Source organism: Paraburkholderia sp. BR10882 (genome assembly GCF_040948855.1).
Classification (GTDB): domain Bacteria; phylum Pseudomonadota; class Gammaproteobacteria; order Burkholderiales; family Burkholderiaceae; genus Paraburkholderia; species Paraburkholderia nodosa_A.
On record NZ_JBFPKP010000001.1, the window covers coordinates 102,663 to 116,598 of the forward strand.

At 66.9% G+C, this 13,936-nt stretch carries 9 protein-coding genes; 6 read left to right on the forward strand and 3 right to left on the reverse strand.

The genetic code is table 11. From position 1 onward, the window contains the following. Window positions 1–4 precede the first annotated feature (4 nt). Entirely contained in the window at window positions 5–487 is a 483-nt protein-coding gene (locus AB3X99_RS00460; protein WP_342948415.1) for a nitrate reductase associated protein, read from the forward strand. Between the two features lie 248 nt (window positions 488–735). Next, the gene (locus AB3X99_RS00465; protein ID WP_256094560.1) at window positions 736–4,251 is read left to right on the forward strand and encodes an EAL domain-containing protein; all 3,516 of its coding nucleotides are present in this window, start codon (window positions 736–738) and stop codon (window positions 4,249–4,251) included. Between the two features lie 46 nt (window positions 4,252–4,297). On the opposite strand, the gene AB3X99_RS00470 is transcribed toward AB3X99_RS00465, so the two are convergent. Continuing rightward, window positions 4,298–4,693 carry an acyl-CoA thioesterase gene (locus AB3X99_RS00470; RefSeq protein WP_028206008.1) on the reverse strand — a complete coding sequence of 132 codons (396 nt, stop codon included), beginning with the start codon at window positions 4,691–4,693 and terminating at the stop codon, window positions 4,298–4,300. A 280-nt stretch (window positions 4,694–4,973) separates the two neighbouring features. Here AB3X99_RS00470 and AB3X99_RS00475 point away from each other — a divergent pair, with 280 nt between their 5' ends. After that, window positions 4,974–6,902 carry an ABC transporter ATP-binding protein/permease gene (locus AB3X99_RS00475; protein WP_342948416.1) on the forward strand — a complete coding sequence of 643 codons (1,929 nt, stop codon included), beginning with the start codon at window positions 4,974–4,976 and terminating at the stop codon, window positions 6,900–6,902. Window positions 6,903–6,949: 47 nt separating this feature from the next. Here AB3X99_RS00475 and murU read toward each other — a convergent pair whose 3' ends face one another. Further along, window positions 6,950–7,660 carry an N-acetylmuramate alpha-1-phosphate uridylyltransferase MurU gene (gene murU, locus AB3X99_RS00480; RefSeq protein WP_368616244.1) on the reverse strand — a complete coding sequence of 237 codons (711 nt, stop codon included), beginning with the start codon at window positions 7,658–7,660 and terminating at the stop codon, window positions 6,950–6,952. Window positions 7,661–7,722: 62 nt separating this feature from the next. After that, a complete protein-coding gene (locus AB3X99_RS00485; protein WP_368615884.1) occupies window positions 7,723–8,796 on the reverse strand; it encodes an aminoglycoside phosphotransferase family protein in 1,074 nt (357 codons plus the stop codon). Window positions 8,797–9,044: 248 nt separating this feature from the next. Between AB3X99_RS00485 and AB3X99_RS00490 the strand changes: the two genes are divergently transcribed. The 3 genes from AB3X99_RS00490 (at window position 9,045) to pdxA (ending at window position 13,935) form a co-directional block, all read left to right on the forward strand. Then, window positions 9,045–11,429, forward strand: a complete 2,385-nt coding sequence (locus AB3X99_RS00490) for an LPS-assembly protein LptD (protein ID WP_368615885.1) — start codon at window positions 9,045–9,047, stop codon at window positions 11,427–11,429. 94 nt (window positions 11,430–11,523) lie between these two features. After that, window positions 11,524–12,891, forward strand: coding sequence for a peptidylprolyl isomerase (locus AB3X99_RS00495; protein ID WP_176732847.1), 1,368 nt, complete (start codon window positions 11,524–11,526; stop codon window positions 12,889–12,891). Window positions 12,892–12,912: 21 nt separating this feature from the next. Beyond that, window positions 12,913–13,935 (forward strand): 4-hydroxythreonine-4-phosphate dehydrogenase PdxA, encoded by a 1,023-nt coding sequence (pdxA, locus tag AB3X99_RS00500; protein ID WP_342948420.1) that lies wholly within the window; start codon window positions 12,913–12,915, stop codon window positions 13,933–13,935. Window position 13,936 lies beyond the last annotated feature (1 nt).

Consider the following 13,936-nt stretch of genomic DNA (forward strand, 5'->3'; position numbering starts at 1 on the left):
CGTCATGGCATTGAACGAAGCTCCGCTGCTTTTCCGGTTCGAGGTCGACTCGTCGGAAAATCTCACCTTTATCCCGATGTGCGTGCGCTTCAACCTGGATCGCTTTGGTCTGCGCATTTCGCTCGCGCAATGGCAACTGCTGCCCTACGAGGACCGCCGGCTGCTGGCGTGTTTCCCCGTGGACGAGGACACGCAAATCGAGCCCAATTTCGACCACGCGCTCTTCGAGATGATGCGCACGCACGCGAACGTCGAACCCGAATGGTTCGCGCCCGAAGAAGCGCCGGCCTGGCGCGACGTGAACGCGGTGCCCGGCGGCGTTGCGCTGCAGTCCGAGCTTGCCAGCCTGCAGGCGCCCGACCTCGAAGACTGGGCGCAGCTCGACCCGTTCCAGCGCTACGTGCTGGCAAAGCTCGCGCGCAAGCCCGAGAGCAATCACGACTTCGCGCCGGCGATGCACGAGTTCGGGCTGGCGGTGCCGCGGTGATTTTGCCCCGCTGTTTCCCGCCGCGCCTGCCCGCCACGATTCATCGCCGATCCCTACCCGATTCCCGCTGACCGCGGCAGCCTCGCGCCGCCGCGGGTCGTTTTCCGCTTCTTTCTCCACATTGACCCTCAAGACCCGGCCGGCCCTGCCGTTATTTCGGGTTGGCGCGTCAGGCGCCGACCGGTCGCGCGCAGTCGTGACCCATCATCCCGCGCTCACGGCGCGGGCGCGAACGACGCTCGGCATTCATGAACCTTCTTTTTTCGAAGCGCCAACTCATCAATCTGGCCGTCGTCGCGGCGGCCGTTGGCGCGAACGCTTTTGTCGCGTGGACGCAGATCGACGGTCAGCGCGAGATCGACCAGCGCGCGAGCCAGGCGGCGACGATCCGTCACGACCTCGACCGCTATCGCGACGCGCTTGGCAGCGGCATGAGCGCGCTGGGCCGTTTCGCCGTGCAGGGCCAGCCGGAGTCGGCCGCCGCGCACGACGCGCGCGCCGCCATGCTCGACGAAACCACCCGCGCCCTGCGCGCTGAGCTGGGCGGTAACGCCGACCTCGCAGCCCGTTTCGACGCGCTGGCGCGGCAGGCGAGTGTCATTGTGGGCGAGATCGACGTGACGCTTGCGCGTGCCGAGCAGCGCGTTGCCGACGAGCGCGGGCAGGCTGCCGTGGCGGCGGGGGCAAGCGGGACCGTGGCAACGCAGGCCGTGGCGGCCGACGGTGCGGCCAGCCAGGAATTCGGCACCGCAACGCCCGCAAATGCCGCGCGTTCGCCCGCAGCGCCGTGGGGCGACCGCGAGGCGCTCGCCCGCAACGTCGCGGCAGCGAAGACGATGCAACCCGGGAACCCCGCCGACGCGCGCATGGCCGGTCATGTCGTGACCGGCACCATCTTGCCGCTGCACGCCGCGGCGGATGAGGCGGCGAGCGCCGTGACGCTGGATACGCTAACAGTCGCACCGGCTGTCACGAACGGCGCCCAGAACCCCATCACGCCGACCGCTGCGCTGCCTGACACGGCAATGCCGTCGCCCGCCACTGCCGCGTGGCTCGCCGGCGAATACATCCGCATCGACAACCTCGTGGACCAGCTCGACGGGCAGCTCGCGGCGCTGCAACGCGCCCAGGATCTGGCGCTCGCCGCCGCGCTCGCCGACTCGGCGCGCTCGGGCGGCCGCGCGCTGTTGCTGCTGATCGTGACGATGCTCGCGGGCGGGACGCTCCTCATCTACACGTTCGGCGCGCGCGAGAGCGCGGCCCGCGAGAAGCTGCGCGCCGTGAGCGGCATGCGCCTGCGCAGCGAGCGCTTTCAGGGTCTGTTCGACGCGCATCCGGTGCCGATGTACGTGTTCGACCGCGAGACGCTGCGTTTTCTCGCCGTGAACGCCGCCGCGATCCAGCAGTACGGCTACAGCGAGGAAGAATTCCTCACGATGACGATCCGCGAAATCCGTCCCGCCGAGGACGTCTCGCGGCTCGAGCAGCACCTCACGCGCTCGGACATGGTCACGCAAAACGTGCGCATGATGGCCGGCATCTGGCACCATCGCCGCCGCGACGGCTCGATCATCAGCGCCGACATCTCGCATCACTCGCTCACCTTCCTCGGCCGCGACGCCGTGTTCGTGCTCGCCGACGACGTGACCGAGCAGATCAAGGCCGAAGCGGAGGCGCAGCGCTCGAACCAGATGCTCGAGTCGGTGATCGACAACATCCCGCAGCGCATCTTCTGGAAAGACGCGCAGTCGCGCTATCTGGGCTGCAACATGACCTTCGCGCGCGACGCGGGCCTCGCGTATCCCGAGCAGATCATCGGCAAGTCCGACGACGACCTGCCGTGGCGCGCCTACGCCGACGGCATGCGCGAGCAGGACCGCGAAGTCATCGAGTCGGGGCTGCCGCGCATCAACTACGAGGACAACCACACGATCGACGGCCTGCACCGCACGACGCTCACGAGCAAGCTGCCGCTGCTCGACGGCGACGGCCGCGTGATCGGCGTGCTCGGCTCGTACTCGGACACCACCGAAAGCAAGCGCGCCGACCTCGCGCTGCGCCTGCAAAGCCGCGCGCTCGACGCGTGCGTGAACGCCATCCTGATCACCGCGCCGGGCCCGGGCGGCAGCAATCTGATCGAGTACGCGAATCCGGCGTTTCGCCGCATCACGGGCTTCGATCCGGCCGAGGTGATCGGCCAGGACTGCCGCCTCCTGCAGCGCGACGACCGCGATCAGGACGGACTCATCGCGGTGCGCAAGGCGCTGCTTTCCAATCGCGAAGTGAGCGCCGTGCTGCGCAACTACCGCAAGGACGGCGCGCTCTTCTGGAACCAGCTGCTGATCGCGCCGGTGCCCGATCTCGATGGGCGCATCACGCATCACATCGGCATCATCAACGACGTGACCGAGCTGATCCGCTATCAAGAGCAGCTCGAATACCAGGCGAACTACGACAGCCTCACGCTGCTGCCCAACCGCAACCTGCTGCGCGACCGTCTCCAGCACGCGCTGCTCGCGGCGCAGCGGCACGACACGGGCGTGGCCGTGGTCTTCATCGACCTCGACGGCTTCAAGAACGTGAACGACAGTCTCGGCCACAGCGTGGGCGACCGGCTGCTGGGCGTGGTGGCCGAGCGGCTCCAGCGCTGCACGCGCACGACCGATACGGTCGCGCGCCACGGCGGCGACGAGTTCGTGATCGTGCTCACCGACACGATCGACGAGAAGTCGCTGATCGGCTGGATGGAGCGGGCGCGTTCGCTGATCTCGGAGCCCGTGTGGATCGACGGCACCGAGCTGTATGTGGGTTGCAGCATGGGCGCGAGCGTCTACCCGCAGGACGGCAACGACGCCGAAACGCTCATGAAGAAGGCCGACGTCGCGATGTACCGCGCGAAGGACATGGGCCGCAACACGTTCCAGTTCTTCGAGCCCGAAATGAACGCGAATGTGGGCGCGCGCCTGAATCTCGAGCGGCGCCTGCGCCGTGCGCTGCGCGACAGCGAGTTCCTGCTGCACTACCAGCCGCAGGTGGAGATCGAGGGCGGGCGCATCATCGGCATGGAGGCGCTCGTGCGCTGGCGCGATCCGGAGGTGGGGCTCGTCTCGCCCGCGCAGTTCATTCCCGTGGCCGAGGAGAGCGGCCTGATCGGCCCGCTTTCCGACTGGGTGCTACGCGAGGCCTGCCGGCAGAATCGCGCGTGGCAGCTCGCGGGGCTGCCGCCCGTGCGCGTGTCCGTGAACTTCTCGGCGAAGACGTTCCACCAGCGCGACATTGCCCAGCTCGTGAAGGACGTGCTGCAGGAAACCGGCCTGGAAGCCTGCTGGCTCGAAATCGAGCTGACCGAGAGCACGCTCATGCGCAACGCCGAAGAAGCCGTGTCGATGTTGAATGAGCTGCACGCGCTGGGCATCGGCATTGCCATCGACGACTTCGGCACCGGCTATTCGAGCCTGAGCTACCTGAAGCGTCTGCCAGTGGACCGGCTCAAGATCGACCGCTCGTTCGTGGCCGACATCGGCACGAGCGGCGACGACGAAACGATCACGGCAGCCATCATCGCGCTTGCGCACGAGCTGCAGTTGCAGGTGATCGCGGAAGGGGTGGAGACTTCGGCGCAGTTCGCCTTCCTGCGCGAGCGCGCGTGCGACGAGCTGCAAGGCTACTTTTTCGCGCCGCCGCTGCCTGGCGACGAGGCGGCGGCGCTGTTGCGCGCGAGCGCGACCTACGAGGAAACGCCCGGTCTCGCGTGGACGGATTGAGCCCGGCGCCACGACCGGGCGTTCGTGCTTGCGCTGGTTGTTGCCGTTATTCGATCGGCGGCAGCTGACGCGGGCGTCGGTCAGCGCCGGTGGCGACATAGGTAAGCGTGGCTTCCGTCACCTTGACGACTTCCTCCTGGAGGCGCATGCGCTGCGCGTACACCTCGACCTCGACGGTCACCGAGGTGTTGCCGGTCTTGACGATGTCGGCGTAGAAGCTCAGCAGATCGCCTACGAACACCGGTTGCTTGAACACGAACGAGTTCACCGCGACGGTCGCGACGCGTCCGTTGGCGCGGCGGCTCGCCGGAATCGAGCCGGCAATGTCGACCTGCGCCATGATCCAGCCGCCGAAGACGTCGCCGTGAACGTTGGCGTCCGAGGGCTGCGGCACGACGCGCAGCGCAGGTGATTTTTGGGGGAGCGGGAAGGAGTCGGTCATCGGGCTTCCATGAAAAGGGATCGAACGGCGCAAGGCGTTGCGGCGCGGGGCGCCCAGCGGCGCGTGCCGCCTTCTGCGACAATACGTTGATCAGGAATTGTACGGGAAAGCCTGAGGCGCGGCGGGCGGTCGATTAGAGCCCTCCACCTTCGCGAAACCCGTCGCCAGGAACCTCACATTCGCCCCACATGACTCGCCGGGCCGTTTGCGCCGCGCCAGCTTCCGGTCCCCGAACCGGCCTTGGCGCGCCGCACGGCGCTGGCATCTCGCCGCTCGCCCCATGCGCCGCTTTCCCGCTTCCAACGAACCCGCGCTGCCCGCCACCGGGCCGCGCAACGACTGGCAGACGATCGTTTCGCTGCTGCCTTACCTCACGGCCTACAAATGGCGCGTGGCGTTCGCGCTCACCTGCCTGATCGGCGCGAAGGTGGCCAACCTCGGCGTGCCGATCGTGATGAAGCACATCGTCGACGGTCTCGCCTCGGTGCGTCATCTCACGGCGCTCGGTCGTGCGGAGCACGCACCCGGCATCGTGCTCGCGGGTGGCATCGGACTGCTCGTGGTGGCGTACGCCATCGTGCGTCTGTCGACGTCGCTGTTCACCGAACTGCGCGAAATCCTCTTTTCGAAGGTGACCGAGAGCGCCGTGCGCCAGCTCGCGCTCAAGGTGTTCCGCCATCTGCATGCACTCTCGCTGCGCTTTCACCTCGAGCGGCAGACGGGCGGCATGTCGCGCGACATCGAGCGCGGCACGCGCGGCATCACGCAGCTCATTTCATACTCGCTCTACAGCATCCTGCCGACGCTCGTGGAAGTGGGCCTCGTGCTCGGCTTCTTCGTGGTGAAGTACGAGGCGTACTACGCGATCGTCACGCTCATCGCGCTCGTCGCGTACATCGTGTTCACGGTGAAGGTAACCGAGTGGCGCACGCATTTTCGCCGCACGATGAACGAGCTCGATTCGCGCGCCAATGCACGCGCGATCGATTCGCTCATCAACTACGAGACCGTGAAGTACTTCGGCAACGAAGAGTGGGAGACGAAGCGTTACGACGAAAACCTGCACCGCTACCGGCAGGCCGCGATCAAGTCGCAGCACTCGCTTTCGGCGCTCAACTTCGGACAGCAGGCGATCATCGGCACCGGGCTCGTGTTCATCCTCTGGCGCGCCACCCAGGGCGTGATGGCGGGGCGGCTCACGCTCGGCGACCTCGTGCTCATCAACACCTTCATGCTGCAGCTCTACATTCCGCTGAATTTTCTCGGCGTGGTGTATCGGGAGCTCAAGCAAAGCCTCACCGACATGGACCGCATGTTCACGCTGCTCACCGTCGAGCGCGAAGTGGCCGACGTGCCCGGCGCGCAGGCGCTTGCGGTGCGCGGCGGCGAGGTGCGCTTTTCTCACGTGAACTTCGCGTATGAACCGTCGCGCCAGATTCTGCACGACCTGAGCTTCACGATTGCTGCGGGCACGACGACGGCCGTGGTGGGGCATAGCGGCTCGGGCAAGTCCACGCTCGCACGGCTCCTGTTCCGCTTCTACGATCTCGACCGCTCCGATCCCGGCAAAAGCGGCGGTGCGATCACCATCGACGGCCAGGATATCCGCGACGTCACGCAGGATTCGTTGCGCGCCTCGATCGGCATCGTGCCGCAGGACACGGTGCTGTTCAACGACTCGATCTACTACAACATCGCCTATGGACGGCCCACGGCAAGCCGCGAGGAAGTAATCGCCGCGGCGCGCGCGGCGCACATTCACGCGTTCATCGAGAGCCTGCCCAAGGGCTACGACACGTCCGTGGGCGAGCGCGGCCTCAAGCTTTCGGGCGGTGAGAAGCAGCGCGTGGCGATCGCGCGTACGCTGCTCAAGAATCCGCCGATCCTGCTGTTCGACGAGGCGACGTCAGCGCTCGATTCGCGCTCGGAGCGCGCCATCCAGCACGAGCTCGACCAGATCGCGCGCGAGCGCACCACACTCGTGATCGCGCACCGGCTGTCGACCGTCGTGCACGCGCAGCAGATCATCGTGATGGATCATGGGCGCATCGTCGAGCGCGGCACGCATGCGCAATTGCTGCAAGCGGGCGGACACTATGCGCAGATGTGGGCGCTTCAGCAGCAGAAGGCGGGTGAAGCGCCCCAGTCGCAGTCACAGTCCCAGGCACAACAGGGGCAGGTGGAGTTGCCGGCGGCGGGAGGAAACTGACGAAGCGCGCCGCGCCGGCGTTGGCGCGGCGCTTTGCGTTGCCGGTCTCAGCCGTGGTGCGCGCTCGTCGAATCTCGCAGCGCGGCGTCGAGCGCCTCGAGCTGCGCGGGCGTGCCGACGTTTTCCCAGACGCCTTCGTATAGCTCGCCGCTCACGCGTCCTTGCGCGATCGCCTCGCGATAGTACGGCGTGAGCGCGCGCTTCGTGCCGGGCGCGAGATCGCGGAACATACGCGTGTCATAGAGGCCGATATTGCCGAACGTGTAGCGCGGCGCGCCGTCGATCGCGAGCCGGCCGTCGGCGCCCAGCGCGAAGTCGCCCTTCGGGTGGAACGGCGGATTCGGCACCATCACGAGATGCATGCCCGGCTGTTCTTGCGCCGCAAGCGCTTGTGCGTGCGTGTCCAGGCGCGCGAAATCGTAGGCGCTGTAGACGTCGCCGCTCACCGCGAGGAACACCTCGGGCGCGCCCGTCGACTCGATGAGCGGCAGCGCCTGGGCAATGCCGCCCGCCGTTTCGAGCGCGTCGTGCTCGGGCGAATAGTGGAGCGTGACGCCGAAGCGCGCGCCGTCGCCGAGCGCGGCTTCGATCTGCGCGCCAAGCCATGCGTGATTGATGACGATGCGCATGTAGCCCGCCGCGGCGAGCCGCTCGATCTGCCACACGACGAGCGGTTTGCCGCCCACCGCGAGGAGCGGCTTCGGGCAGGTGTCGGTGAGCGGACGCATGCGTTCGCCGCGTCCGGCGGCGAAGATCATGGCGGTGCGGCCGTGGCTCGCCCTGGCCGGCGTGTGATTCGATTGGGTCATGACGGCCCGTTTCAGAAGGTGTAAGCGACTTCGACGGCGCTGCCCTGTAGCTCGTCGATGAGCCGTGCGAACGGCGCGAGCGGGCGGTAGCGGTGCGCGACCTTGCTCGCGTAGGCGAGAAAGCGCGGCAGGTCGGCCATGTAATGCGGTTTGGCGTCGCGATAGTTGATGCGGCAGAACAGGCCAAGCACCTTGATGTGGCGCTGCAGGCCCATCCACTCGAGCTGGCGGTAGAACTCGCCGAAGTCGGCATCGACGGGCAGTCCCGCCTTCTTGGCGCGCTCCCAGTAGTGCGCGAAGCAGTCGAGCTCGAACGCCTCGTCCCAGCTCAGGAACGCGTCGCGCAGCAGCGAGACGACGTCGTAGGTGATCGGGCCGTACACGGCGTCCTGGAAGTCGAGCACGCCGGGGTTCGGCGTGGCGATCATCAGGTTGCGGGGCATGAAGTCGCGCAGCATGAAGCTTTGCGGCTGCGCGCGGGCGCTCGCCACGAGCAGGGCGAAGGTGCGATCGAGCACGCCGCGCGTGGCTTCGTCGACCTTGCGGCCCAGATGGCGCTCCAGATACCACTCGGGCATCAGCTCCATCTCGCGGCGCATGAAGGCTTCGTCGAAGTCCGGCAGCACGCCCGGCCGCGAGCTGTGCTGCCAGCGGATCAGCGCGTCGATGGCGTCGCGCATTAGCTCGCGCGAACGCGTGCCGGGGCCGGCTTCCTGCAGCGCATTCAGGTAGGGCGCGGTGCCGAGATCGGTCACGAGCATGAGGCCCGCGTCGAAATCGGCTTCGAGCACGCGCGGCACGTGCACGCCGGCCGCCTCGAGCAACTGCGCGATCTGGGCGAATTCGCGGCTCTTTTCGGGCGGCGGGGCGTCGACGGCGATCAGCGACGCGCCGTGCGCGCCCGCGCTCGCGAGGCGGAAATAGCGCCGAAAGCTCGCGTCGGCCGAGGCCGGGGCGAGCGTCGCGAGGTCGAGGGCGTACTGGCCGGCGTGGCTGCCGAGCCAGGCGGCGAGCAGGTCGCGGCGATTGTCGGTCGGAGCGGCGCCAGGGGAAGCGGCGGGAGAATGCGCGGCAGAAAAGGTCATGAAAGCCAGAGGCAAAATCAGTGGATCAACGTCTTGCCATATAATACCCCACGACTTTTTTGACGCGACTCGCGCCAAAGCCCGCATGACGGTTCGCTCGCCGCATTCATCGTCGCTCCAGGGGGGCGATGAATTGTAATTATTTGTTTGCAGCCCGGCCTCGATCCGGTTCATCGGGAGGCGGGTGCCCAGGCGGGCCACCATCATGGAGAGGGCAGGCGGCCCGGGCCGATTCGCCAAAACCATACATGCCGCCCAGACAGTTTTTCCAGACGATCTCCCCTAGTGACGACGGCGTGCCGGGCAAGCGGCGGCTCATCGCGGCACTCCTGGCCGTACCGGGTCTGGTGCCCGCGCTCGCGCACGCCCAGCTCTCGGGCGCGGCCGCGCAGCCCGAGCAGCTCGACGGCCCGTGGAGCCTGCGGCTCGCGCCGCAACTCGAGGACCACCCCAATGCGTCGGGCCAGCACCCGGCAACGTTCGTGCTCGGCGATTCGACGACCGGCACGGTGGATACCGACCTCGCCGTGAAAGGGGCGGGGGAGTTGCGTCAGGGTTCGAACGTGGTGAAGGGCGACGCCCTGCATTACGACCAGGACACCGACATGGCCAATGCCTACGGCAATGTCACGGTCGTGCAGAACGGCACGACGTTCTCGGGGCCCGAGGCGCATTTGAAGGTCGAGGCGAACGAGGGCTTCATGCCCGCGCCGAAGTACCATTTCACGCTCACGGGCGGCTCGGGCAGCGCCGCGCGCGCCGACCTGCTGGACAGCGAGCGCTCGGTGCTCACGACCGGCACCTACACCGCGTGCCACTGCTCGACCAATCCGGCGTGGTACATCAAGGGCAGCGAGTTCGATTTCGACACCGGCAGCGACGAAGGTGTCGCGCACAACGCCGTGCTGTTCTTCCAGGACGTGCCGATCTTCGCGAGCCCGTGGCTGTCGTTCCCGCTTTCGGGCGACCGCCGCAGCGGCCTGTTGCCGCCGACGTTCTCGGTCAGCTCGACGAACGGCTACGAAATCTCGCTGCCGTATTACTTCAACATCGCGCCGAACCGCGACTTCACGTTCACGCCCGAGATCATCTCGAAGCGGGGCGTGTTCCTGCAGGGCAACTACCGGTATCTCTCGACGAATTACTCGGGTTCGATCACCGGAACGTTCCTGCCGGACGACGCGATCACGAAGACGAACCGCTACGCGCTGTTCATCCAGCACAACCAGAACTTCGGCAACGGCTTCGGCGGTTACGTCTACTACAACAAGGTCTCGGACAACACCTATCCGTCGGACCTGTCGTCGCCGGCCAACCAGTTCCTGAACGGCACGCAGACGCTGTACCAGCAGGAAGCCGGCCTCACGTACAACAACGGGCCGTGGTCCGTGCTGGGCCGCTACCAGCACTGGCAGACGGTCGAGTCGTCGACGCCGCCGTATGGCCGCGAGCCGCAGTTGAACGTGAAGTACGCGAAGTACAACGTCGGCGGCTTCGACTACGGCATGGAAGCCGACTACTCGCGCTTCCGCATCACGGAAGACAATGCGACCGAAGGCGACCGCGTCGTCTTCAATCCGTACGTGTCGTACTCCTTGATGGGGCCGGGTTACTTCGTCACGCCGAAGGTTCAGTGGCACTTCGCGTCGTACAACCTGAGCAACATCGGCCCGGCGGGCACGACCTTCGGCTCGCCTGTGGGCACGCCGAAGAGTTTCACCGAATCGATCCCGACCTTCAGCTTCGACACGGGCCTCGTGTTCGACCGCTCGGTCCATCTGTTCGGTCAGGACTACATCCAGACGCTGGAACCGCGCCTGTACTACGTGTACACGCCATATCGCAACCAGCAGTTCGCGCCCCTGTTCGATACCGCCGAGTCGGACTTCGGCCTCGCGGAAATCTTCACGCCGAATACCTTCGTCGGCAACGACCGCATTGCCGATGCGAACCGCCTGACTGCCGCGCTCACCACGCGCTTCATCGACCCGGCTTCGGGCGACGAACGCGCGCGCTTCGTGATCGCGCAGCAGTACTACTTCCAGGATCAGCGCGTCACGCTCAACTCGGGCGAAAGCACGAGTCAGGCGACGCATTCGGACCTGATTGCGGGCGCTGCACTGAAAATCGGGGCCGGTTTCGCTTCGGAAACGGCGTTCCAATATAATGCCGACAGCAACCAGCTCACCAAGGCGAGCATCGGTTTCGGGTACAGCCCGGGAACGAGCCGCGTGCTGAACGTGGCTTACCGCTACACGCGCGCGAACACGACGCTCGACTTCCAGCCGATCAATCAGGTCCTGATCTCGGCTCAATGGCCGTTCTCGCACCGGGTGTACGCCGTGGGCCGCTTCAACTACGATCTGAACGGCCATCGGATCGTCGACGGCCTGGTCGGCATGCAGTACGACGCCGACTGCTGGGTGCTCGGGGTCGGCCTGCAGCGTTACGCGAACGGGCTCAATACGTCGGGCACGCCGAATTCGTCAACGCGGTTTCTCGCGCAGCTTACGCTCAAGGGACTGTCGAACGTCGACAACGGGCTGGTGGCGGCGTTCCGCACGGCAGTGCCGGGGTACACGCAGCTGCCGGCTCAGTCGCCGCCGGACTCGCGCTTCACTGATTATCAATAACGCGTGATCCGGAGTGCATTGCTTGCGCCTCGGGGCAACGCGGTGTCGGTTGCATAGAGACGGGCGAAGCGTGCCCGCCAACATTGGAGTATCTGTGGGAATCATGAAAAAGCTTCGCCTGGCAGCGTACGCTGCGAGTCTCTTCGCCGTTGCAGGCGTGTTGCCGGCCGCGCCGGCGCAAGCTCAAGGTCTCCCGGCCGGCAACGGCCAGACGGTCGATACGATCGCCGCAGTCGTCAATGACGGCGTGATCACGCAGCGCGAGCTCGACAGCCGCGCCGAAATGATCGCTCACCGGCTGCAGCAGCAAAACGCGCCGGTTCCGCCCGATGAGCAGTTGCGCGCGCAGGTACTCAACCAGATGGTGCTCGAGCGCATTCAGCTGCAGAAGGCCAAGGAAGACGGCATCACCGTAGACGACGCCGCCGTGCAACGCACGCTGGAGCGCCTCGCCCAGGCCAACGGCATGGATCTCGCGACCTATCGCGCGCGCATCGAGGCGGCTGGGGTGCCCTGGACCACGTTCCAACGCGACGCGCGCACCGAACTCACGCTCTCGAAGCTGCGCGAGAAGGAAGTGGACAGCAAGGTCACGGTGACGGACGCCGAAGTCGCGAACTACATCGCGAGCCAGCGCGGACCGAACGCGGGCCAGTCGAACGACCTGCATTTCCAGCACATCTTCATCAAGGCGCCGCTGAACGCTTCGGAAACCGACATCGAAGCGGCGCAGGCGAAGGCCAATGCGCTGCTCAAGGAAGCCCAGTCGGGTAGCAAGTTCGAGAGCCTCGCGAAGTCGAACTCGCAGGCGAGCGACGCGGGCAAGGGCGGCGACATGGGCTTCCTGCCGCAGTCGAAGCTGCCGCCCGAATTCGTGACCGCCGCTGCCACGCTGCGTCCGGGCGAGGTGAACCCCTCGGTGATCCGCACCAACGACGGCTTCGAGATCGTGCGCCTCGTCGAGCGCCGCCAGGGCCAGGGCACGGCCGCCGACGCGCCCAAGCTCGTGCAAACGCACGTGCGCCACATCCTGCTGCGCGTGGGCGACGGCATGTCCGAGCCCCAGGCGCGCCAGAAGCTGCTCGAAATCCGCCAGGAAATCGCAGCGGGCGGCGACTTCGCCAAGTTCGCGCGCACTTACTCGCAAGACGGCTCGGCTTCGCAGGGCGGCGACCTCGGCTGGATCAGCCCGGGTGAAACCGTGCCTGAATTCGAGCGCGCCATGAATACGCTGCAGGACGGCCAGCTGAGCGAGCCGGTACGCACCGAGTACGGCTACCACCTGATCCAGGTGCTGGGCCGCCGCGACGCCGAAGGCTCGATCGCGCAGCAAATGGAACTGGCGCGCCAGGCCATCGGCCAGCGCAAGGCGGAGCAGGCCTACGCCGACTGGCTGCGTCAGCTGCGCGACAGTGCCTACGTCGATTACAAGATCGCGGGCATGACGCCGCCGCACAACTAAGCGTCACCAGGGGATCGAGCCATGAACGCCTCCGCATCGTCGTCGCCGGCTCCGCGGAGGGCGGGGCCGATCCGCATTGCCATCACCACGGGTGAGCCGGCCGGCGTCGGCCCCGAGCTGACCGCCGCCGCACTGGCGGGTGCCTCGGCACACTGGCCCGACGCGCAGTTCATCGTGCTCGGCGACAGTGCGCTGCTCGAAGCGCGCGCGCAGGCCGCGAGCGTCGACTGGGCCGCCGTGCTGGCGAACCAGCCCGTGCAGGTCGAGCATGTGGCGCTGGCTACGCCCGCGAAGCCAGGCAAACTCGACGCCGCCAACGGTCGCTATGTGCTGGCGCTGCTCGACCGTGCCATCGACGGCGCACTGGCAGGCGAATTCGACGCCATCGTCACCGCGCCGCTGCAAAAGAGCACGATCAACGACGCCGGCGTGCCCTTCACCGGCCACACCGAATACCTCGCCGAACGCACGCACACGCCGCGCGTGGTCATGATGCTGGCGGGCACCGGCGCTCGCCCGCTGCGCGTGGCGCTCGCCACGACGCATTTGCCGCTCAAGGACGTGTCGGCGGCGCTCACGGTCGAGGGGCTCGTCGAAACCCTGAGCATCATCGACCATGACCTGCGCCATCATTTCGGCGTGCCCCTGCCGCGCATCCTCGTGACCGGCCTCAACCCGCATGCGGGCGAGAACGGCTACCTGGGGCGCGAGGAAATCGACACGATTTCGCCGGCACTGGCCGCCGCCGCCGCGCAAGGCATCGACGCGCGCGGCCCGTACCCCGCCGACACGCTGTTCCAGCCGCGCTACCTCAAGGACGCCGACTGCGTGCTGGCGATGTTCCACGACCAGGGCCTGCCGGTCCTGAAATACGCGACGTTCGGCGAAGGCATCAACGTCACGCTCGGCTTGCCGATCGTGCGCACCTCGGTCGATCATGGCACCGCACTCGACCTCGCCGGCACTGGCCGCGCGGACGCGGGCAGCCTGATCGCCGCCCTCGACACCGCCGTTTCGATGGCGCGCCACCGGCGCGCCATCTGAT

Bases quoted from the DNA above. Each gene is read 5' to 3' on its own strand.
- AB3X99_RS00460 (WP_342948415.1), top strand. From the start codon at position 5: ATGGCATTGAACGAAGCTCCGCTGCTTTTCCGGTTCGAGGTCGACTCG.
- AB3X99_RS00465 (WP_256094560.1), top strand. From the start codon at position 736: ATGAACCTTCTTTTTTCGAAGCGCCAACTCATCAATCTGGCCGTCGTC.
- AB3X99_RS00470 (WP_028206008.1), bottom strand. From the start codon at position 4,693: ATGACCGACTCCTTCCCGCTCCCCCAAAAATCACCTGCGCTGCGCGTC.
- AB3X99_RS00475 (WP_342948416.1), top strand. From the start codon at position 4,974: ATGCGCCGCTTTCCCGCTTCCAACGAACCCGCGCTGCCCGCCACCGGG.
- murU (WP_368616244.1), bottom strand. From the start codon at position 7,660: ATGATCTTCGCCGCCGGACGCGGCGAACGCATGCGTCCGCTCACCGAC.
- AB3X99_RS00485 (WP_368615884.1), bottom strand. From the start codon at position 8,796: ATGACCTTTTCTGCCGCGCATTCTCCCGCCGCTTCCCCTGGCGCCGCT.
- AB3X99_RS00490 (WP_368615885.1), top strand. From the start codon at position 9,045: ATGCCGCCCAGACAGTTTTTCCAGACGATCTCCCCTAGTGACGACGGC.
- pdxA (WP_342948420.1), top strand. From the start codon at position 12,913: ATGAACGCCTCCGCATCGTCGTCGCCGGCTCCGCGGAGGGCGGGGCCG.